Here is a 22,936-nt window from a genome sequence, read left to right on the forward strand (position 1 = left end):
TTCTCTTGGCTGGTGAGCGCCTCTCACCATCACGCCGGTCTCCCCCTTCGCGAATACGTGAAGCAAAAATAAGGATAATCTGAATGGCTCAATCAAGTCGCCGCATGTCCCGAGCAGGATTGGCAGCGATCGTCTGCCTCTCGCTCACTCTCTCCCCCATCAGCCCGGTCGGTGTCGCACTCGCCGATGCCACCTACACCAAGGGTGTGGAAGCCACCGACGGTGCCAGGCAGGTCTACGCCGCCGAGACGGACGCACTCCGCTGGGGCGTCAACGAGATGTTCCGTGGAAAGGCGACCTCCTTCGAGGCCGCCGACGGGGCCCGCTACGACGTCGAAGCAAAGCAGTTCGTCTTCCCCTACGTCTCCATGAACGACGCGGCGAAGACCGTCAGCTACACCGGATCCGTCACGATCCTTGGTGAGTGCGAGGATGCCGCAGATCCCTCCCGTGGTACCTGCAAGGTCGATGTGACCCTCACCGACCCGGTCGTCACCGTGGACCCCGATGGCACGAGTTCCGTCTCCGCCACCGTCCACTCCACCAAGGACGGTGCCGAGTGGTTCGGCCCCGAGACCGTCGAACTGGCCACCCTCGACTTCTCCGGTGCTAGGTTCAACAACAGCGACACCGACACCACTTGGGTCGATGTCGCAGCCACCGCCACCGACGCGGCGGCCGACAACGCCTTCCTCGGCACCGGAGCGCTCGAGAACGTCGAGTTCACCTATCCGGGCGAAACCGAGGAGAATCAGTCCACCGAGATCTCCGTTGAGAAGTACTCCGCCGCGGAGACCGATCTGAGCATCGGCGACATGATGGAGACGATCGAGTTCGACGACGGAACCGTTCTCCAGGTCGCCGACCACTACGGAATCGACGCGGCACTGTTCAACGCGGATCACTCCGAGAGCGTCTCCGTTACCGGTATCGAGAGCATCTTGGTCGTCGCCGACACCGCTACGAAGACCCTGTACTGGATCGACGACAATAACGTCATCAAGACCGGGGCTCTCGGCGACGACGGAAGCATCACCGGTACCGCCGAGTTCGCTCAGCTCGGGGAAACCGGGCACGTGACAGGCTTCGCCCGGCAGTCCGACGGCACCCTCGGTATCGTTCTCGTCCCCAAGTACAACACGGAGCCCACCTACGCCCGCATCGTCGAAATCACAGCCGCCGGAGAGAAGACGGTCACCGGACTTCCCTCGGCCAAGGAACTCCACCCCGAGATCGACGACAGTGGCGAGTACTACACCGATGAGGCCTACGGCCTGTCCTTCGGTGATGACCGCAGCCTCGATGCTCTCCCCGACGGGACATGGATCTTCAACCATGACTACGAGGTCACGGAAGGAAAGGGTGCCACCCCGATCCACATCACCCCGAAGGCGGACGTCAAGGCCTCGCTCCTGACCGGGGCCGCCGATCTGTTCGCGGACTTCCAGGTCGTCCGGGGCCTCTACGCGAACGGCGACATCGTCGCCTTCTACAACGCCCGGAAGGAATCAGACGCGAACAAGCACACCGTCGTCGGTTTCTACCGCTACGCCGACGGTGAGCTGACCCCGATCTACACCAACACCGCTGCCGCCGAGTTCGAGACCATTGGTGGAGTCGGCACTGACGGCGATTCTCTCTACATCCTCAGCTCCGCGAACAAGACACTCACCGCGTTGAGTGCAGCGGACGGAACCGTCCAGGACAGCGTCGTTCTGGACGAAGCGACCGAGATCTTCAAGTACAGCAACACCGACTACAACAACCTCATCTCGACGGGTGACAAGGTGATCGTCACGGTCCCCAAGGACGGCGACAGATGGGGCAACAACCACACCAAGCTCGCGACGATCTCCAAGACGATGTCGGGGATGACGGCCGATTCGACCGTCGAGCGCGTCACCGTCGGCGAGTACAATGATGCGATCCGTTACGAGCCCACGGTGGACGACACGGCCGTGGAAGCGACCGTCGGTACTCCGGTGACCACACCCGCGCCGACCTTCGACATGGTCGTCACTGATGAAATTGAGATGGGTACTGCGCCGACGGGGACAAAATTCTACATCACGAATGATGTTCAAGGGGTAACTGTTGGTGTTAACGGAACAGTCACTCTCAACGCCGTCGAAACCCAGGCTGATACCAATGTCGTAGTCCCTGTTCTGGTCGTTTATCCGGATACGACCACCGACGAGTACACAGTGACCTTTACGGTCAGCGCCGCCGCCGATCCCATCGCGGACACCGGCAAGGTGTTCTACGGTAAAGACGCACTGACCGTCACCGCCGGTGAAACTGGCACCGTTGCACCAGCATTCGTTGTTGACGGTGAAAACAAGGATGTCCCGGCCGCGACCTTCGTGTTCGAGGGCGATGTCCCCGCAGGTGCCTCGATCGGCGAGAGGACTGGTGTGGTCACCTATTCCCCGACCGAAGCGACCGATGACGTCAAGAACATCAAGATCCGCGTGACCTTCACCGAAGATGGAAGCACCCAGCTCAGCGGTGTTTCCCTCAAGGCTGAGGCCGCGACGCCGACTTACTCCGAGCAGGTCTGGTACCCGGATGCGATCACCGTCGCCCCCGGTGAGACCGCAACGACCACGCCGAAGCTCGGCGGAATCGAAGCCGAGAGCGAGAAGAAGGACATCCCCGAGGACTTTACCTTCCGTCTCGTCAAGGACATCGCCGGGGTCAGCATTGACAGCACGACGGGAACCATCACCTACGTGGCTCCCGCCGATGCCGCCGAGCAGACCATCTATCCGCGGGTCGAGGTGACCTTCCCGGGTGGGAAGACCCAGCAGACCGGGACGATCATCAACGTGAAGAAGGACGAGCCCGCCCAGAGCGAGATCCGCGTCTTCTATCCCAGTACCGTCATTGTGGATCCCGGACAGGAAGCGGTGGCGACTCCCGAAGCTGCAACAATTAGCCCCTACACCGTCGTCGACATGCCCGCGGGCACGACATTCAAGTTCGTCGACAAGGACGATGAAGCACGCCCGGCAGGCATGAACCTCAACGAGAACACCGGTGTCGTCACCTTCACCCCCACCGACGATCAGGCCGGACAGAGCTACTTCTTCTACGTCCAGGCCACCTACGGTGACGGAACGACCTCCGCGCGGCCCGCCACCGGCCTGATCAAGGTCAATGGGGCAGCCACCCCGGAACCCGAGGAAAGCTCGAAGTACAACCTGTTCTACCCGAACACGGATGTCACCGCCGGAGAGAGCGCAACGTCCGCGCCCTACGCCGACATGGCTGGCACGGATGACATCGAGGAAGGCAAGATCCCCACCGGGACCACCTTCGAACTCGCCCCGGCGGGTAACCCCGAAGGAGCGGTGATTGACGAGAACACCGGCGTCATCACCTACACACCGGCTGCTGACACGGAAGCCCAGAACGTCGCGTTCTCCGTCACCGCCACGTACTCAGATGATTCGACTGACACCGCCATCGCCGTGTTCATCGTCTCCGCTGCCGCGCAGCAAATCGATGACAACGCCAAGTACACTCCGGTGTACGCCAACGGCCAGGTGCAGGCCGGTGAATCCGTGGCAGTCACACCGACCTTCGACATGACCGGCACCGACACCGTCGAGACCGATTCGGCCCCGGCTGACACCACCTTCGCATTCTCCGGTGCCCCGGCTGACGGATTCTCCATCGACACCGGCACCGGCGCTGTCACCTACGAAGCCCCGGCAGATGCCGGGGACGCCACGATCCAGGCCATGGTCACCGTCACCTACGCTGACGGCACCAAGGACGAGTCGACCGTGACCGTCGCTGTGAAGGCTGCGGAGGACAACACTCCGGCACCGTCCGGTTCGTCTTCTCTTATCAACAAGCTCACCGGCAGTGTCGCCGGGGGGACCAAGACCGGCGGCATCATGGGGCTGCTGTCAGTGGGCGTCCTGTTTGCCGTCATCGCAGCGATCATCCACTTCCTCAGGATGCAGGTGCCCGGTTTCCCGAGGTTCTAACGCAACAACAGGTAGCTACGGCGAACCTGATCATCCGATGACCCCGGCCCGGGGTACATGGCCTGCACGCACTGAGGTCATGATCGCCCGGGGTCGGGGTTCTCGGCGTGTGAATGGTTTTGCGGTACCTTCCCCAGGGAAAGACCGCGGTGCGATTGCTCAGGTTTCGTCGGTTCCTTTCACCGGTACTCAGCCGTACCTGTCACAGGGTGGGCCGAACCCACAGACACCGCCTCCTACGGAGACGCATTCACTATGCTCGGTGATTGCGAGGTGCCGGCCGACTCGACCCGCGGAACATGTGCCGTGGGTGTCACATTCACAGAGTCGGTGGTCACGATCAATCCGGAACACGGGGCCGCCACCGTCCACTTCCTGAAGGTTCAGATGCCCGGCGGACCTCACCTCCCGGCGTACCCAGGCATAAAATCATGAGCCCACTCCGTGATCCTGCGGGATTACGGAGGCCGACTGCATGAGCCCGGCCCCGGGGGTCCACTCCGCAGATCAGCGGAAGGAGACCTCCGGGGCCGGGTTCTGTCATGCATGCGCCGTAGTGCTGAACGGAGTGAGGTGACGCCCTCCCGGTGGTCGGGATGTGGTCTATCCCCTCGTTCATCGCCACTAAACCGGTGTATCCGATCGGAGCGGTTCTGGATAACGACCGCACGTCCGAGGTCGATGCTCTTACCCCCGGCGTATTTCCGGGGGTAAGTTCCGCGTTCGCCGCGGGTTCCCACTGGACATTGGCTTGTTGAGTAGAGGCAGGACGCAAAGATCATTCGTTCGGTGGATGGACCACTACCTAATCCAGTTCCTGGCCCTCACCTGGAGGTTTCTGCGGCGATCAGCGGAAGGTATCGACAGTGTCATTTGACGCGCTCCCAACATTTAGCTGGCTGCAAAAATGATAGTGAGGAGTGCCTAACCTCTGTTACTGTTGCCACCATTCGCCGGTGCGATCACCCCCGCAACATCGGACCATGACCCCACCGGTGACCGACTCCGAACACAAGATCCCTTAAGGACCCCATCAGTGCCCAGAATGACCTCACGCCGCCTCACCCGCATAGGCCTTGCCGCCGTCACCGCCGTATCGGTGAGCTTAGGTATCGCAACCCCCGCCATCGCAGGCGTCGACGACACCATCGGTATCGTTCCCCGCCCCGGCGTCACCCAGAAATTCGAGGACTCAACGCCCGCCCTTGAGTGGGAGATCCGAGACTCCTTCAACAACTACACCGGTGGAGCAACCCACTTCCTCGATGGTGCGGAACTCGTCGACGGAACGTTCCTGTGGCCCTATAAGTCCACCGCGACTGATACCGACGGCAACACCGTCGTCCAGTACGGCGGAACGGTCAACTACATGAAGTACTGCGAGGGCGACGAGCCCGTGCGCGGCGGTTGCCAGCTGGACCTGACCGTCGCCGACCCGAAGATCGTCTTTGACGCCGCCAAGGGAACCGGAACCCTCTACGCAACCGTCAACTCGCGGGTCTACCTCACCGGTGAATGGTTGGGGGTCAAGGAGGTTGCCTTCGCGACCCTCGATTTCAAGGCGGGCCGGTACAACAACCAGACCGACACCACCACGTGGAAGAGCGTGGCAGGGTCCCTGCTTGAGGATGGACAGAAGGCCTTCTCCAACTTCTATACCTCGAACCCCTACATCAGCTCCCTGGCCTTCTCCTATCCGGGTAAGACCGAACTGAGTACGTCCGGTGTGAACGGATACTCCCTCGCCGAGAGCATTCAGCTTCCGGTCGAGGCCGGTGGCTCCGAACGGCTCTACGCACTGTCTGACGGTTCGGTACTCTACGTGACCAACAAGTACGGTGCGGGTAAGGGCGTCGTCGTATCGCACAACCTGGATACGGTCTCAGACCCCTTCGAGTTCGTGACCAACGACGCGACCGATACCGCCTTCGACACTGCGACGGACACCCTCTACTGGGTGGAACCGAAGCAGGAACCCGCTATAGCAGTCATCCACAGTGCTCCTGTGACCGCCTCCGGTATCGGCACAGCCACGGAGGTCGCCACCGTCGAGGGCACCGTCTCCGGTTTCTCGCGGGACTCGTCCGACGGGACCCTCGGTGTCCTGCACCTGCTGCCCAAGATCGAGGACTCTGTCGACGACTACCCCGCCCGTTTCACAACGATCTCCGTCGACGGCAGCAAGACCACCGTAGAACTCCCGAACGAGACCGAGCTCTACCCGGATGTGGACACCGAGGCGCACTACAACGAGGTCTACGGGTCCCCTTACATATTCGGCGCGACCTCAGGTCTCCGCGCCCTCAATGACGGCACCTACCTTTACGTCTACGACCACGGCGTCCCCAGAACCGACGGAACGGTTCCGGGCGCACTCCCGGTGCACATCACCCCGGCAGCCGGCGGTGCGAAGGCCGCTCTTGTCGAGGCTTTCGCCCCGGCCAACAAGGACCACAGCCACAGCTTCCGTGGCATCGCCACCGATGGCACGAACATCGGTATCTACAACGACTACAGCAACTCCAATGTGGCGTTCCTGAAGTACGAGAACGGCAAGTTCACCATGCCGTACCATGCCGCACAGCCGGAGAAGCTCGTCTCCATCGCAGGCATGACCTTCAACTCGCAGGGCCGGGCGCTGGTCTCGTCCGCGCAGAACTACTTCATGGTCGTCGACCCGTCGACGGGTGCCGTCCTCCAGGAGGCGTCGCTCTCCGGCAACATGAAGGGTGCCGAGAAGAACCTGCCGCTCGCAACGATCATGGTCGGCGACGATGTTTTCATCGTCGACCGGCGTGAGGTTAACTACACCGACTACGCGGGTCTCCAGCGCCTTGAGCTCCCCGGCGCCGATGGCCAGTACAACCCCGATATCGACGTTGTGAACATGGGCCACACCCCGGAGAACACTGATTCGACGACCACCGCTGAGTCCGTGGATGCCTACCTCGAGAAGAACACCCTGGAGGTAACGGCCGGTGAGTCCGTCACCTCCGACAAGGTGGTCTTCGATGAGACGACGACCACCGATCGCGAGGCTGCGGCAGCGCCTGAGGGAACCGTGTTCAGCCTCATCGAAGCCGTGGATGGCGCATCGATTGACGAAAACACTGGTGCTGTCACCTACGCCGCCGCCGCGGATGCACCGAGTAGCGAGATCACTGTTTCAGTGAAGGTCATGTTCAAGGACGGCAGCGAGGATACCGTCGATCTGACGGTGAAGGTCACCGAAGCCGAAACCACTCCGACCTCGACGTCGACCCCAGCTCCGACGTCGACCCCGGCTCCGACGTCCACCCCAGCTCCGACGTCCACCCCAATGCCTTCGCCGTCGGGTAGCAACGGTAAGAACATCTTCTCTGGTCTTTCCGGCGAGTTCAAGGGCGGCAGCCTGCTGGCGCTGGTGTCGTTCGGTGGAATCCTGGCCCTGATCGCGGGTCTGTTCCACTTCATCAACACGACCATTCTTCACCGATAGCGAGAACTGATTAAGACCCCGCACCAGGTATGTCACCGGGTGCGGGGTCTTCGTCATGCTGCTGCCTGCACGTGTCAGCGGCCGGGGCCGCCGATGAGATCAACCGGCGCCAGGTTGCGCTCATCCACGAGCCGGAGAAGATCAGCGGCGTCAGCTGCCAGGTCGAAGAGGTCGCCGCAGTTGTCCCGGGTCAGACAGTCTAGTTCGGGCATCCGCAGCCGGTGGTGGCCGGTAACCCGATCCCCGTTGACGACCACGGTGTCCCAGCTCGCCGCAAGAACCTGGTCAGGCCAGCGACGCATGATTTCACCGCGAAAGAACGCGCGGGTGTCATCCGGGGGCGTGAGTGCCGCGGCGTCGATCACCGCGGGATCGACCAGCCTCCGCATACTACCGCGTCGGACCAGCGCATGATGAAGACCTCGCTCCGGATCAATGTCCGCGTACTGGAGGTCGACCAATGCGATCTTTGGATGTCCAACGTCGAGACCACGGTCGGTGAAACGGCGAACGAGGGACCATTTCGCCGTCCAGTCGAGTCTGTCCGCAGTGCGTAAGGGGTCAATCTCGAGATCGTCAAGAAGCTCACCCGCTATCCTCAGCACCAGGTGGTCGGTGTCGTCGTTGGCACTGCACCGCGAGAGATACTCCCGGAGAATCTCGGTTGCCCGCAGCTCACGGCCGTCCGTGAGACGGAGGGGACAACGACAGTCGAGATCCCGGGACACCTGCTTCACCGCGGCCACGGGGTCCGCGAGTTCGAGATCCGAGAACTCCTCCCCGGCCTCAATTGCGTCGAGAACCAGCGAGGTCAGGCCGAACTTGAGGAGGTTCGCCGTCTGCGACATGTTGGCGTCACCGATGATGACATGCAGGCGGCCCCATCGGTCGGCGTCGGCGTGCGGCTCGTCGCGAGTGTTGACGATTCCCCTGTTGAGGGTCGTCTCCAGCGAGACGGGCTGTTCGATGTAGTCTGCGCGCTGGCTGATCTGGAACCCCGGCAACTCACCACGCTCCCCCAGCCCGACGCGGCCAGCGCCGATCAGCACCTGCCGAGTGACGAAGAACGGGATGATCGCTCGGGTCAGGACGTCGAAGTCGGTCGACCGGTTCCAGCGGTAGTTCTCATGACTTCCGTAACTCGCGCCCTTGCCGTCGACGTTGTTCTTGTACACCTTGAGTGCTGGGCACGGGGGCTGTCCCTCAATGACGCTCTCGCCACGGGCTGTGTACTGCTTGACCGCATCGACAGCTCGGTTCATCACGAGGTCGCCGGCGGCGTCGTAGATCATCGCCTGCATCGCATCGGAGGTCTCCGGAGCGGAGTATTCGGGGTGGGCGTGATCGACGTAGAACCGGGCACCGGATGAGGTGATCACGTTGGCGACCCCGACGGTGTTGGGATCGATGACCGGTGCGGTGCGGAACCTGCGGAGATCGAAGCCCCGGGCATCCCGGAGGGGGGATTCCTCCCCGAAGTTCCAGCGGGTGCGGCGGAGTGAGGCGCCGGTGGCGACGGCGTAGGCCAGTACGGTGTGCGTGGAGGTGACGATCGGACTTGCCGTCGGGTCCTCTGGGGTGGAGATACCGTACTCGGTTTCGGAACCGATGAAACGGGTCATTGTCGTGCTTCTTTCTCGCGTGGCGGGCAGACGATCGGATCAGGCGCCCGTCTCAAGGATGCGGACACAGGTGACCCGGCTTCCCGGGCGGCCGGTGATCCGGGACCATGCGTCCGGATTCGAGGTGTTCGGGAGATCCTCGTTCTCCGCATTCTCGGCGTCGATGGCCCGGGCGAGATGCTCGTCTGTGATTCCGTTCGTCCGACCGGAGAGGTGGTCCTTGATGGCTTCCTTCTTTGCCCGGTCGACGATGTTTGCGATCATCGCCCCGGAGACGAAGTCATGGTAGTGGAGAACCTGGGTACTGCGGTCGAGGTACGTGAGTTCCACGAAGGGACGCGGGCGGAATAGGTACTCTGCGGCGTTGTCGATGAGTGCCTCCGGATCCCCGGCGATGGGGATGTTGTCGTGGAGAATCCGGTGGAAGATCTCTCGGGAACCGGACCTGTCGGGGCGGCGCACTCGGATCTTGACGTCGAGCCGACCCGGGCGGAGGATAGCGGGGTCGATGAGTTCCTCACGGTTCGTCGCGCCGATGACGATGACGTTGGACAGGCTTTCGACGCCGTCGAGCTCGGCCAGCAGCTGCGGGACAACCGTGGTCTCCATGTCGGAGGACACGCCAGTTCCTCGGGTGCGGAAGATGGACTCCATTTCGTCGAAGAAGACGATGACGGGTCGTCCCTCACCCGCGAGTTCCCGGGCACGTTCGAAGATGAGCCGGATCTGGCGCTCCGATTCTCCGACGTACTTGTTCAGGAGTTCGGGTCCCTTCACATTGATGAAGTAGGACCGGGATCCGTCGCCGATTCGTTCCGACAGCGAATTCGCGACCGCCTTGGCGATGAGGGTTTTTCCGCAGCCAGGCGGACCATAGAGCAGGACCCCCTTCGGGGCTCGGAGATTATATGCGCGGTAGAGCTCGGGATGGGTGAACGGGAGTTCCACGGCATCCCTGATCCGCATGATCTGGTCGTCGAGTCCTCCGATATCCGACCAGGTGACGTCTGGCACCTCCTCGAGCGCGAGTCGCGCGACCTCGGTCTTGGGGATCACCTCGAATGCGTAGCCTGCTCGGGGGTCAACGAGCAGCGTGTCGCCCGGGCGCGGCGGCTTCTCACCGCTCAGGAGTGGGCCGGCGAGCCGGACGAGATACTCTTCGCCGGTGGTGTCGACGACGAGGGCGCGGTTGTCGTCCAGCACTTCGGTGACGCTCGCCATCTCCCCGGAGTCGTCGAAGCCGCACACCTCGACGACCTGGGCTCCCTCCCCGAGTCGTACCCGTGCTCCGGGGACGAGCTCAGAGCGCTCGATCAGAGGGCTCACCGCCAACCGCATACGCCTGTTCGACGTGAAGACCTCGGCACATGTCTCCTCGAGTCCCGGAGTCGGTTCGAGATAGGTGCCGTACGTGGACGGCGGGGCCGCGAGTTGTTCCAGCTGCTCGTTGAGGGTTGCCAACTTGCGTCGGGCCGCGGTGAGCAGCTCGACGAGCTTGGTGTTGCGGCTTGCCAGTTCGCGGTTGTCCCGGTGGGCGCGGCGCAGCTGCGTCGTGAGGTCCCGGTTCACATCAGCTGCGGACTGCGGCGCGGGAATCGTTCGCCCGGGAGCTTTGGGGGCGGCGTTGTCCGAATCGGGGGTGTCGGCGGAGGTGCTCATGGAACTCCAATGTAGACCACGTAGACCGGTGAGTTTGAGGTCAGGCTGACTTATCTTGACGTGCGGTGTATTCCGGCACCGTCATTTCCGGGCGCGTCGCTGCGGCCGGGGTGCGACCGTGCCGTCCGCCAGGCGCCGCGCCCAGACCAGGAATGCGGTGTGGGCGTTCATCCTGTGCTCGGGGCGGGTGGCCAGTCCCTCGACCTTCCACTCCCGGACGAGGGATTCCCAGGCGCGGGGTTCAGTGAAGCACCCCAGTTCGCGGATACCCTCCATGACCTTCATCAACTGCGGGACGGTGGCCACGTATGTCATGAATACTCCTCCCGGAAGAAGAAGTCCTCGTACCGCGTCGAGACATTCCCAAGGCTCCAGCATGTCGAGGATGATGCGGTCGACGGGACTTCCGATGTCGTCCACCGTGACCTCTTTAAGGTCGCCCAGACGAGGAGACCAGTTGGAGGGTCTCCCCCCGAAGAATTCATCGACGTTCGCCTCCGCGTAGTTGAGGTGATCCTGCCGGATCTCATAGGAGATCAGTTCACCGGACTCACCGATGGCACGGAGCAGTGTCATGGAGAGAGCTCCGGAACCTGCACCGGCTTCGAGTACGCGCGCGCCCGGGAAGATGTCGCCCTCGATGAGGATCTGGGCTGAATCCTTCGGGTAGATGACTGCTGCGCCGCGAGGCATGGACAGAACGTGGTCCACCATCAGATGGCGGAAACAGAGGTATAGACCGCCCTGGGAGGATTCCACCACGGTACCTTCGTGCTGGCCGATGATGTCATCGTGTGCGATGCCCCCCTTGTGGGTGAAGAAGCTCTGCCCTTCCTTGAGCACGATTGTGAAGTGACGGCGTTTCGCATCGGTGAGCTGGACGCGGTCGCCCGCCTGGAAGGGGCCGGAATAAGCCATGAGTGTCTCTCGTTCGTATCTCGTCGTGGGCGGTTCGGGTTAGACGCCGGCGTAGTAGGTGCCGAGGATTTGAGCCAGCGTGTCGACGTCGCGGGCGGAGGCCATCTCGCGTGCGGAGTGCATGGAGAGGATGGGAACGCCAACATCAAGCGTGGTGATGCCGAGGCGAGTCGCAGTGATCGGACCGATGGTCGTTCCACAGGGTACGTGGTTACCGGAAACGAACACCTGGTTGGGGGCACCGACGGTGGAACACAGCCGGTGCCACAGGGCTGCGGATTCGGCGTCGGTGGCATACCGCTGCTTCGCGTTGACCTTCAGCGCTGGGCCAAATCCGGCAAGTGGACGGTTGACGGGATCGTGCCGTTCGGCGAAGTTCGGGTGGACCGAGTGCGCGGCATCGGCAGAGATGCACGATGAGCGGGCGTACATCCGGGCCCGGCCGTCGATCCCCCGGGCACCTAGGGCCTCAGCAGTGCGATCGAGGACGTTCTGCAGGATCGGTCCGGCCGCCCCGGTGACGGCACCGGATCCAACCTCCTCGTAGTCGAAGGCCGCGAGGACGAGGATGTCTCTCTGGGCGTCCGCGCCCCCGTCCCGCACGGCTGTGTTCAATGCGGTGGTCGCGGGCCAGACGCTGGAAAGATTATCCAGGCGGGGCGCCGCCAGAAGGTCCAGCTCGGCACCGAAGAGCTCCGGGGCCTGCGTGTCGCAGGTGATGAGGTCGTGGGCGATGATGTCGTCGTCGATTCCCGCTAGACGGGCGACGGTCTCGAGCACGGTCTCCCGGGGGTCACCTGTGCCGAGGACCGGATAGAGGTGGCGCTGCCGGTCGTACTCGAAGCCCTGGTTCACCTTCGGATCGAGATGGATCGCGAGATTCGGGACACGGAGTAGCGGGCCCGTGTCCACGAGGTGCTGTGTCCCGTCCACGGTGATGACCCGACCGGCGAGCCGGAGTTCGCGGTCGAACAGCGTCGACAGGATTGGGCCGCCGTAGACCTCGCAGGCGGCCTGCCGCCAGCCCGCGGTTCCGGCGTCCGGAAGGGACTTGAGCTTCAGTCCGGGTGAATCGGTGTGGGCGCCGACGATCCGGAAACCTGAGTCGGGGCCCGCTTCCCGGGGGATGTACCAGGCCAACACAGCGCCACCCCGGACCAGGAGATGGCCGCCTGGTGTCGCGTCCCAGGTATCCGTCTCATCCTGTTCCGTGAATCCCGCGGCGAGAAGCTCGCGGCGCACCTGGTCCGCTGCGTGATAGGAACTCGGGGAGGCGTGGATAAAGTCGCTGAAGCTGCTCATGTTTCCATCCAACCATCACAGGCCAACGGTCCGGCCACACACCCCGTCCCGACAGATCTGCACATGCGTGCCACGACCCGGGTGCGGGCCGTCGACCCGGATACCTGACGGGCCTGTACCGAGGATGATCGCTGCGGAATCGAGTTGTCGGCGGAGCCGGGAGAGCGCCTCCACCGTCGGTGACATGACCACCGCGCGGGTTGGGCCGGATGCCGCGAGTTCACCGAGACTAAGCCACCCGCCGGCCTGGAGGGGGCACGCGCCGGCGACCTCCCCATGGACCGCGAGGATCTCCCGTCCACGGCTTGCCCACCGCTCGGCGGTGTCCGCGTCCCCGGTGGCACCGATGACCATCGACCCGGTGAAGAAGGCTTCCCCCGCCACCGCGACTCCGGCGGGGGCAGAGGTGTCGAAAGGATCCCGGGCGCGCAGTCCGAGCACCGGGATGGGACTGCCGCTGTCGAAATAGGTGCCTGGGTTGTCCGGGTCCGCATGGCGACGTTCGATCTGATTGAGGGCGTCCCGGAGAATCCGGAGGCAGTCTTCCGTGAGTGCCTCATCCCCGGTGCAGGTGGCTGCGGAGGCTGTTCGGGTCGACGCCAGGGCCAGCCACGCGAGGTCTGCGAGTGATGCGGATTCTCCGCCACTGACTCGGAGAAAACCACCGTCGGTAGTCCGGTGCAGCCTGTCCAACCCGAGGATAGCGTGCACGGCCGCGTCACGGAATGTATCGTTCCCAGCTCCCGGCAGAAGTTCCGCCGCCTCACTGAGGGCGACCGCGGCCATCGCGGTACCTGTTGTGGTTGCGGTGTCATCCCGCCCGGGTTGCGGGTCTCTCGCCCGGGCGGCGGCGAGCTGTTCGCGGATGCGGAGGAAGCGGGGCATGTCGTCTGGATCACGCGACAAGGTGGGGACGGAGCCGCCTTCGGCATCATCATTATTGCTGATACCGAATAAGGTGGCGATCCAGTTGGCGTCGTCGGAGTCCCCTAGTGCGGCAGAGACTCTGTTCCGGGTGTAACGGTAGGTTGCGCCCTCGACTCCGTCGGTGTCGGCGTCCAGGGAGGTGGCGAACAGTCCGTCCCGACGACGCAGTGAGGTGAGCAGGAACCGTGCGGTGTCATCTGCGGCCCGAGTTGCCAGGGGATCACCCGTTGCGTGGGCATGCGCCACGAGCGCCCGGAGCAGGAGCGCGTTGTCGTCGAGCATCTTCTCGAAGTGCGGGGTCCGCCACGCCGCATCCACTGTGTATCGGGCGAAACCCCCTCCGATCTGGTCGAAGATCCCGCCGCGGACCATGGATTCAATGGTCCTTCCGACGAGCGCGTGCACACGGTCGTCTCCAGTCCGTTCCGCCCGCCTGGTGAGCCCCAGGAGTGTGGCGGACGGCGGGAACTTCGGGGCACCGCCGAAACCACCGTGCACCGGGTCCTCGGAGTCCTGGAGTGCGGACGTCACCCGGTCGAAGACCTTGTCGACGGTCGGGACCGGGCGGACGGGGGCGGAGTGCAGGGCCATCATCTCGCGAACCTTCTCCCCCATGTCGGCGATCTCACTACGGCGGTTGCGCCAGGTTTCGTCCACGGCGCGGATCAGACGGGGCAGGCCGGGGCGCCCCGGCCGGTCCTCCGGAGGGACATAGGTGTCGGCGTAGAACGGTCGTCCCTTGGGATCGGTGAAGACGGTCATCGGCCATCCACCATGGCCGGACAACGCGATGGTGGCCTGCATGTAGAGCGCGTCAACGTCGGGGTGCTGTTCCCGGTCCACCTTCACGCAGACCACATGCTCGTTGAGTAGTGCCGCGATGTCCGGATTCGAGAAGGACTCCCGGGCCATTACATGGCACCAGTGGCACGCCGCGTACCCGATGGAGACCAGTACCGGGACATCGCGATGGGAGGCTTCGGCGAAGGCCTCCGGGCCGAACGTCCACCAGTCGACGGGGTCGTCGGCGTGCTGCCGGAGGTAGGTGCTGTCACTGCCGGAAAGTCGGTTACCCATTCCCCCATTGTGCACGCTCCCCTGGTACGTCCCTGCGGTGTGACCACCCCCGGATCGGGTTCCCTCGAACAGTGGAACGGACGATCACCCCAGCTCAGATGTCATGACGGAGGTCACCCTTTGGAGATTATGAATGGTGTTCAGATTTATCCGTAGAATTGGGGTGGAATACCACCTCCCGCAGGTCGGAGGCCCCGCGGGGAGGACCGACCACGCCAGGGAGAAGGATCGACCATGGACACCACCACCCCGCTGCTCGCACTGGACGACGTCACCGTCTCCGTCGATGACACGATCGTCTGCCGCGACATCACACTGACCGTCAACCACGGAGAGAACCATGTTCTCATCGGAGCGAACGGCTCCGGGAAATCATCACTGCTGAACGCGATCATGGGCACCGGACCATTCCAGGTCACCCGTGGGCGGATACTCCTGAACGGACAGGACATCACGGAGCTTTCCGTTGATGAACGCGCCCGAGCGGGACTCGGTCTCGCGGTGCAGCATCCACCCAAACTCCACGGAATCACGGTGAGCAAACTCGCTCAGGCGATCCACGCCGGTGACCGGTTGCCCCGGCTCGCCGAGGAACTCAATCTCTCCGACTTCCTGGACCGGGACGTCCACTGCGGATTCTCTGGCGGTGAGATGCGCCGTTTCGAGATGCTCAAACTCCGGCTCCAGCAGCCGACCATGTGCCTGCTGGACGAACCGGAGTCAGGTGTCGACATGGAACACGTCTCTGTGGTGGGGCGCGCACTCGCGGACCTGCTGCAGACCCCGTGCCCCGATGGAACGGCCCGGAGCTCGCTGGTCGTCACACACACCGGGTTCATCCTCGACCACCTCGATTCCCCCATCGCACACCTCATGTCCGGCGGACGCCTCACCGACAGTGGCGACGCCCGCGACATGCTTGCCCGTGTCCGTACCGACGGCTGGGCAGCCTGATCCCGGGTATTTTCCACCCACCGACGAAACCAAGGACTGATTCCCAATGACATCCACCGTTCCCGCAGTCACCCCGGTACCCGGTCTCGGCAGCGCCAGCGTGACGCCCGGGCTGCTCACCGATCTCGGTTGGCGCGACGAGGAGTCCTGCGCGGGCACCTCGTTGATGGTCGACCATCACTTCGAACGCATCGTCACCCACGACGGGCAGGTCGAAATTATGCCGCTCTCGGATGCGGTCGTCACCTACCCCTGGGTGCAGCAGCTCATGTTCTCGCTCATCGACCCACTCTCCGATGACGTCCTGCGGCGTGCCTTCGAATCCCAGGATCGGCCGCTGGGCACGTTCACCTGGGTCCACGACGGCGCGATCCTCGACGGGCCACTGCAGAACTTCTCGTTCATGACCGTGCCCCAGGAAAGACAATTCGTCCACGATCTGACCGTCATCGGAGCTGGTGCCCGGGTCGACCACATCAGTGGTTCCGGTGTCACCCCGAAAATGACCCACGGTCGCCACGTCTCTGTTTCGGAGACATTCATCGGTGAAGGCGCCCGACTCCGCTCCCTCGATGTCGAACGGTGGGGCTCCCAGATGGACGTCCACTCCTGGTCCGGAACTCGCATCGCCCGCGACGCCGTGAACAGTTCCGTTTCCGTCGCGGTCTCCGGGCTCCGCAACCACGTCGCGCACTCCACCGTCGAACTTGACGACGGGGCAACCGACACCAGCCACTCGGTGGTGTTCGCCCCGGCCGACACCCACCGCGAGATGAGGACCGAGATTCGTCTCCTCGGAGCGGGGTCACGTGCCGAACAGGTGTCCCGCATGGTTTCCGACGGTGGGGAGATCTCCAACGACACCACGCTCGTCGGCGTCGGACGCGGGTGCTCCGGATTCCTGGAGTGTGATGGTCTCATGCTGAGGGACACCGGATACATTGACTCGGTCCCCGCGTTGAAGGCGCGTGTCGACGAGGCGCAGTTGAGCCACGAGGCGTCCGTCGGCATGATCGACGGTGACCGGCTCGATTACCTCATGGCGCTCGGACTCGACGAGGACACCGCCCGCGACCTCATCGTCCGGGGGTTCCTCGATCTCACCGAGCAGTCTGTCCCCGATTCCCTGCGCGCCACCGTCGAGGGGCTGGTCACCGCAGCTCGGGAGGCTGAGCTTTAGGGATACCAGTTGTGGATAGGACGGGCCCCTCCGTCAGGGGTCCACAACAGACTGCGCACCCTGGGACGGCTGCGTCCGGGGTGCGCGGTAACGTGATGTCCCATGACCTCACCGGTAACGACCAGCCCGTCCACCCGGCCCCGTCCCCTCGCGCTGTCCCCTTCCCGGGCGAGCGACTACCAGCAGTGCCCGCTGCTCTACCGGCTGCGGGCCATTGACCGTATTCCCGAACCGAAGACCGTCGCTCAGGTCAAGGGAACACTCGTTCACGATGTGCTCGAGCAGATGCACACGTGGGCGCCGGAGCGGCGCACCTACCCGGCGGCGGTCAAACGCCTCAAACCCACCTGGGCGGCGATGTGCGCCGCCGACGATGAGCTCGACGAGCTTGTCCCCGAGGACGCCCGCTACGACTTCCTCGTCGAGTGCCGTGCCCTGCTGCGCGGCTACTTCGAAATGGAGAACCCCCAGGGCTTCACGGCCAAGGCATGCGAGATGTATGTGGAGTCCGTGCTCCCCAACGGGGTGCCGGTCCGCGGGTTCATCGACCGCGTCGACGAGGCCCCGGACGGCCGCATCAGGGTCGTCGATTACAAGACCGGCAAGAAGCCCATCCCCCGGTTCAGTCAGCAAGCCACGTTCCAGATGCGGTTCTACGCCCTGGTCTACTGGCGGCTGCACAAGGTGCTTCCCGCACAGCTCAGACTGATGTACCTCAAGGTTACCGACTCGATGTTCCTCACCCCCTCGGTGGAGGAATTGGAGTACTTTGAACGTGATCTGGGGGATCTGTGGGCGAAGATCGAGGCGGATGGGCGGAGCGGGAACTTCCGGCCGAAGACCTCCAAGCTCTGTGGCTGGTGTTCTCATCAAGCGTTGTGCCCGGCCTTCGGCGGTACTCCGCCCGAATATCCGGGGTGGCCCGGGAGCACCACCGACGGTCAGGTCACCGCGGGCTCCTGATCAGATATCGACCAGGCCGGACCGGAACGCCCAGATCACGAGCTGGACCCGACCCCGTGCCCCGGTCTTGGACATGGCGTTGGAGAGGTGCGTCTTCACCGTGGACGGCTCAAGAAACAGGGTGTCCGCGATGCCGTTGTTGCTCTGTCCCCGGCACAGTTCACGCACGCAGTCGATCTCTCTCGGGGTCAGCGGGGCCACGAGCGGCCCGGCGCCGGGCGCGGACCGGGTGCGCCGGTTGGCGAATTCCCCGATGACCCGCCTCGTCAACGGCGCATCGACGAGTCCCTCGCCACGAGCTGCGCGCCGCACACCCGCGACCAGCACATCCATGGGACTGTCCTTGAGCACGACACCGCAGGCCCCGGACTCGAGAGCCCCGAACACGTACTCATCGTGGTCGAAGGTGGTCACCACCAGTACCGCGGGTGTCGGTTCGGCGAGGGACGTGATCTCCGCCGTCGCCCACAGTCCGTCCCCGTCCGGCATCCTGATGTCCATGCACACCACATCGGGCCGAAGGGCTCGCGCCTGGGCGACTGCCGCGCTGCCGGATGCAGCCACACCGACGACCTCGATATCACCGGCGGCACCGAGAATCGTGGACAGTCCCGCGCGGATGAGTGCCTCATCATCGGCAACGACGACCCTGATCACGGTGCCTCCCCCCAATCGAGTTCAACGATCCACCCTTGCGCATCACAGCCGTTCCGCAATCGCGCACCGATGGCGGCGGCTCGTTCCGACATGCCGATGCTCCCGGTGCCTGGAGGGGCGTCGGCGACATTCCCCGACGTTCGCACGCTCAACTGTCTCTCCGTCATCCCCACGGTGACCGGATATCCCGGGGCGTGACGCCTGGCGTTGGTCAGCGCCTCCTGCAGTACACGGTGGATCGCTCTCCGTGCTCCACCCGACGGCAGCAACCCCTCGGGGACGAGTGTCGCGGTGATGTCCATGCCCGCTCTCCTGCCTGCCTCGATCAGATCGGCCGCGGTCAGGTCCCCGGTGCCGCCCGGAAGATCGCCGACCCCGTCCCGTTCGTCAGCGTTGGCGCGGAGATGCCCGACGGTCTCCCGGACATCGTCGAGTGCCGCCGAGGCACTCGACGAGATGCTCCGGAGTATTTCTTTGGCCGCGGCTGGATCGGTGTCGATGACCGCGCGTGCCGCGGTCGCCTGAACGGCGATGGCGGACAGATGATGCGCGGTAGTGTCGTGCAGTTCGCGGGCGATACGGGTCCGCTCCTCGGCTGCGGCAGCCTCGCCGAGGGCGATACGGCGACTGTCCGTCAGCTCCGCACGCTCCCGGAGGACTTCCGTGTACAGGTCCCGGTGCCGGAGGATGTAGGCGGCCACTACCATGAGCACCACCGTAACCACGGCACCCGTCACGGAAATGGCGTTGAATGCGGCACCGCCCACGACAGGCGGCGCGGTGACGATCTGTACCGTGAGGGCGATCAGGAACGCCGTCGACCCGTTGATCAGACTGCGCCGGTCGAGATCCCGCTCCCGGAACAGTGTGTAGAGGGCGACGAGAAGAGCGATGGAGTTCGCCCTGGTGGCGTCTGGTTCCATCATCGCGTGCAGGATATCGGCGGTGATGTCGAGGGCACTGCACGCCCACAGCACACCCACCGGTCGCTGGCGGCGGACCAGCAGAACAAGTCCCTGACCGGCGAACAACAGCGCGATCAGCATCCGCAGCCCGGAGGACGGCGTCGTGAACGGGATCCCGAGCGGTGGGGACAGGGACGTCATCAGCACCCCCGCCAAGCCGATTGCGGTGGTTCCCGTGGCGACGAAGACGTCGGTGCGTGTGATGGGGCAGGCCGGGTGGGGGCCCGGTTTAGTATCGGTCATGGTGACTAGAGATTGTATCGGTGGAACCGGACCACGCCGAGACCCACGACGAGGACCGTCCACCCCAGGACACTGCCCAGGCCCGCCCAGGAAGGGAAATCTCCGGTTGGATCCGACAGCCCGATTGCCATCCTGGCTGACTGCAGTGGAAGCCAGCCGGCCGCCCGTGGCCCCAGCCCCGCGAGCGCCGACACAGCCGTGACGAGGAACTCGACCACGGCGACCGCCGCGACAGCCGCCGCCGTCCCGCCGAGGCTACGGAAAACCAGGCCCAGTCCCGCGCACAGAACAGCCACCAGCGTCAGCACGACGATCCCTCGTACCTGCAGCAGAAGGAGATCAGGAACATCGACGGCGAAGTCTACATCATGGAGCATCATCGCGATCAGCGATACCGGCCAGCATAGAAGTGCACCGATGGCGGCGGGGACAGCGGCGACGATCGCCGAGGTGCACAGAATCGATGCGCTGACCCGGGTACGGGACGAGTCGATGATCTGCCAACACACCGCTCCGTGCCGGATCATCGTGGTTCCGATGAGGATGCCGCTGATGATGACGGTGAGCTGCGGCAGGGTGAGTACGTCAGAGCTGGTCGAGGCGAAGACATCGAAGGCACCGCGCTGGAGCTGACTCGACGCGGGACTGGCCGCCGCCAGCGCTGCTGCGACCCGTTCATCCTGGACCGCAGCACCGAGATCGAGGTGGGTCAGCAACACCGGCAGCGCCCAGGTCGCCGCGCAACTGAGGACGATGGCGAGGAGTGTGAGCGCGCTGGATGCGCGCACGGAAGTCAGTCTCGTCGCCGTGTAGAGCTGTGCACGCAGGGTGTTCATCGGGCCTCTCCCCCGATCAGTGCGAAGTACGCGTCGTCGAGGCTCCCGGTCGTGGTGCCCGACGTCATCTCCTTGAGTGAGCCGGAGAACCGTAGCGTGCCACCGCAGATGACGGCGACGTCATCGGTCATCCCCGCCGCCTCCGCGAGGTGATGGGTTGCCATGAGAACCGCGACCCCCCGCTGGGCGAGATTGCGCAGCAGGGTTCCGAGCCATCTGATCCCCTCCGGATCGAGACCCGCCGACGGCTCGTCCAGTACAACCAGTTGCGGATCTCCCGCCAGTGCCGCAGCCAGCGCCGTACGACGCTTCATCCCCATCGAGCACTTCCCGATCTTCATTGCCGCCGCATCGGTCATACCGACGGTGTCGATGAGGTCATCCACGCACCCGGTCGAGACGCCGACGGACAGTGCCCGTGCGGTGACATGCTGACGGACGGTGAGACCGGGGATGAGCCCGCCGTCGTCAAGCAGAATGTTCGTGTGCTTCGGCCGGTGGCACTCGCCCGCGTACCGGCCGACGAGACCGAGGCCTGCGCGCAACGTCGTCGTCTTACCTGCGCCGTTGGGCCCGAGGACACACGTGACACGTCCCGGTTTGGCACTCAGGCTCATGTCCCGGACGACCCGATTTGTGCCGTAGCGCACCTCGAGGCCTCGTATCCGGAATTCGTTGTCTGTCGATGTACTGGTCATACCCCGACGCTAAGGAACACCCACCGGTCGGCACCTCCACCGGACCGGGGAAATCCGGACCTCCCCCAAAAGGCGGACCCGAGATCAGAGAACGACCGAACCGAACAGGAACACCAACGCCGGGGACAATGCGATGCAGAGGGCACCCGGTATGAGGAACGGGTGATTGACGATGTACCTTCCGATTCTCGTGGAGCCGGTGTGGTCCATCTCCACCGCGGCGAGCAAGGTCGGGTAGGTGGGGAGTACGAACAGTGCACTGAACGGGGCAAAAGATGCGACCGCGGTGAGAGGAGGAACACCGATGGCGGGTGCCGCCGGCATGTGTGGATTGGCCGTGGCGGCCTGGGAGTAGAGCAGTGCAATGGCGAAAAAGAGGACCATCGCGAGCAACCCGGGGGTCCGGGACAGGATATCGCCGGACGCTTGCTGGGTGCTGTCGATGTGTGCGTTGATCAACGTGGTGCCAAACAAGGCGACCCTCATGACACACACGCAGGCCGACATACCGGCCCAGAAAACCTGGGTTGCGGGGATCTCGTCGGCGGGGATGCGGCAGAAGATGGTGATCACTGCGGCGCAGGCGAGCATGCGGGACTTGATCGCCTCATTCCTCGGCAGTGCGGGCTCGGTGATGAGGCCCACCTGGTCGGAGATCGCGGTCGAGTAGGCGACGATGAGGATGATCGCTGCGACGAACATCCACACAGCGAGTTTGGTCGCCGCGGGCGCTTGCTTCTCTGCGTGTTTCTTCGGTGAGCTGATCAGGCCCTTCTCGAGGCGTTCGCGGTAAATCGGGTCCTTGTCCAGGTCGAGGCCGAGATGGTTCGCCACGAACGCGGTGGGGAAGACTGCGAGCAAGGTCGACAGGGATCACGACCGCGAGTAACTGGAGATACCCGATGCCGTGTGGCGCGAGGATCGAGGCGAAAAACACGAGGCTACAGAGATCGGTGACGCGTGGTGTCCACCATCTGGGAGGCCACGACGGGGCCGGCACCTTCCCTCCTTGGACACTTCCGCGATGACTGGGGTCGTGGCTAAGACTGTGTGCCCGGTGCCGGCGAGGATAATCATCGTGTAGGTGACTACCGGGGCGAGGTAGGTGATGTACCGGGGATTCCTGCGGAGCAGTTTCTCCGCCAGGTCGACCAGCCAGTCCGTTCCCGCGGCCCGTTGCATGGCGGCGAAGACCACGTCTGTCCCCGGGAATCCGAGCAGGAGCATACCTCGATCACCGGTGAGACTGATGCCGATTGGACCCGGTCGTGCCTCCAATACGATAGCGGAAATGACGGACGATGATCTGATGGCTGAGAATCGCGGCCTGTACTCCTGGTGGATTGTCGCGGTTGTGCCTGTGTTGGATAACTGGCTATTCAAGAAGACGTACCATCGGAGTGGGGATCAAACTGAAGCCCCGACCTGCTCATGGACCTGGAAGGGCCCCGCTGGAACG

The 22,936-nt window shown here is 64.0% G+C and carries 14 protein-coding genes and 1 pseudogene; 5 read left to right on the plus strand and 10 right to left on the minus strand.

What is annotated here, in order from left to right; genetic code table 11:
* The first annotated feature begins 83 nt into the window (after positions 1–83).
* Complete coding sequence (locus JDV76_RS05595; RefSeq protein ID WP_198735898.1) at positions 84–3,998, plus strand: Rib/alpha-like domain-containing protein; 3,915 nt, start codon at positions 84–86, stop codon at positions 3,996–3,998.
* A gap of 1,045 nt (positions 3,999–5,043) precedes the next feature.
* Complete coding sequence (locus tag JDV76_RS05600; RefSeq protein WP_232958933.1) at positions 5,044–7,476, plus strand: HtaA domain-containing protein; 2,433 nt, start codon at positions 5,044–5,046, stop codon at positions 7,474–7,476.
* 74 nt (positions 7,477–7,550) lie between these two features.
* Here JDV76_RS05600 and dop read toward each other — a convergent pair whose 3' ends face one another.
* From dop to JDV76_RS05625, 5 genes are all read right to left on the minus strand, one after another.
* The gene (gene dop / locus JDV76_RS05605; protein WP_198735900.1) at positions 7,551–9,098 is read right to left on the minus strand and encodes a depupylase/deamidase Dop; all 1,548 of its coding nucleotides are present in this window, start codon (positions 9,096–9,098) and stop codon (positions 7,551–7,553) included.
* A gap of 39 nt (positions 9,099–9,137) precedes the next feature.
* On the minus strand, positions 9,138–10,757 hold the full coding sequence (gene arc, locus JDV76_RS05610) for a proteasome ATPase (protein ID WP_198735901.1): 1,620 nt from the start codon (positions 10,755–10,757) through the stop codon (positions 9,138–9,140).
* Between the two features lie 81 nt (positions 10,758–10,838).
* Complete coding sequence (locus tag JDV76_RS05615; protein ID WP_198735902.1) at positions 10,839–11,675, minus strand: tRNA (adenine-N1)-methyltransferase; 837 nt, start codon at positions 11,673–11,675, stop codon at positions 10,839–10,841.
* 39 nt (positions 11,676–11,714) lie between these two features.
* Positions 11,715–12,977, minus strand: coding sequence for a M18 family aminopeptidase (locus tag JDV76_RS05620; RefSeq protein WP_198735903.1), 1,263 nt, complete (start codon positions 12,975–12,977; stop codon positions 11,715–11,717).
* Positions 12,978–12,992: 15 nt separating this feature from the next.
* Complete coding sequence (locus tag JDV76_RS05625; protein ID WP_198735904.1) at positions 12,993–14,981, minus strand: thioredoxin domain-containing protein; 1,989 nt, start codon at positions 14,979–14,981, stop codon at positions 12,993–12,995.
* A 234-nt stretch (positions 14,982–15,215) separates the two neighbouring features.
* Here JDV76_RS05625 and JDV76_RS05630 point away from each other — a divergent pair, with 234 nt between their 5' ends.
* The 3 genes from JDV76_RS05630 to JDV76_RS05640 all read left to right on the plus strand — a co-directional run bounded on the left by JDV76_RS05630 (position 15,216) and on the right by JDV76_RS05640 (position 18,078).
* On the plus strand, positions 15,216–15,935 hold the full coding sequence (locus JDV76_RS05630; protein ID WP_198735905.1) for an ABC transporter ATP-binding protein: 720 nt from the start codon (positions 15,216–15,218) through the stop codon (positions 15,933–15,935).
* A 46-nt stretch (positions 15,936–15,981) separates the two neighbouring features.
* Complete coding sequence (locus JDV76_RS05635) at positions 15,982–17,115, plus strand: SufD family Fe-S cluster assembly protein (RefSeq protein WP_198735906.1); 1,134 nt, start codon at positions 15,982–15,984, stop codon at positions 17,113–17,115.
* 102 nt (positions 17,116–17,217) lie between these two features.
* Positions 17,218–18,078, plus strand: a complete 861-nt coding sequence (locus tag JDV76_RS05640) for a RecB family exonuclease (RefSeq protein ID WP_198735907.1) — start codon at positions 17,218–17,220, stop codon at positions 18,076–18,078.
* On the opposite strand, the gene JDV76_RS05645 is transcribed toward JDV76_RS05640, so the two are convergent.
* The 5 genes and pseudogenes from JDV76_RS05645 to JDV76_RS05665 all read right to left on the minus strand — a co-directional run bounded on the left by JDV76_RS05645 (position 18,079) and on the right by JDV76_RS05665 (position 22,860).
* Complete coding sequence (locus tag JDV76_RS05645; protein WP_198735908.1) at positions 18,079–18,735, minus strand: response regulator transcription factor; 657 nt, start codon at positions 18,733–18,735, stop codon at positions 18,079–18,081.
* Positions 18,732–19,943: a sensor histidine kinase gene (locus JDV76_RS12890; protein WP_198735909.1), complete on the minus strand. Its 1,212-nt coding sequence runs from the start codon at positions 19,941–19,943 to the stop codon at positions 18,732–18,734. Before JDV76_RS12890 ends, JDV76_RS05645 begins: the two co-directional genes overlap by 4 nt.
* Positions 19,944–19,948: 5 nt before the next feature.
* Complete coding sequence (locus tag JDV76_RS05655; protein WP_198735910.1) at positions 19,949–20,779, minus strand: hypothetical protein; 831 nt, start codon at positions 20,777–20,779, stop codon at positions 19,949–19,951.
* Positions 20,776–21,477 carry an ABC transporter ATP-binding protein gene (locus JDV76_RS05660; RefSeq protein ID WP_198735911.1) on the minus strand — a complete coding sequence of 234 codons (702 nt, stop codon included), beginning with the start codon at positions 21,475–21,477 and terminating at the stop codon, positions 20,776–20,778. Before JDV76_RS05660 ends, JDV76_RS05655 begins: the two co-directional genes overlap by 4 nt.
* An 84-nt stretch (positions 21,478–21,561) precedes the next feature.
* Positions 21,562–22,860 (minus strand): annotated as a pseudogene (locus JDV76_RS05665) (anaerobic C4-dicarboxylate transporter family protein).
* Positions 22,861–22,936: the final 76 nt, after the last annotated feature.

Origin of the sequence: Corynebacterium marambiense (genome assembly GCF_016342275.1) — a bacterium.
Lineage (GTDB): Bacteria > Actinomycetota > Actinomycetes > Mycobacteriales > Mycobacteriaceae > Corynebacterium > Corynebacterium marambiense.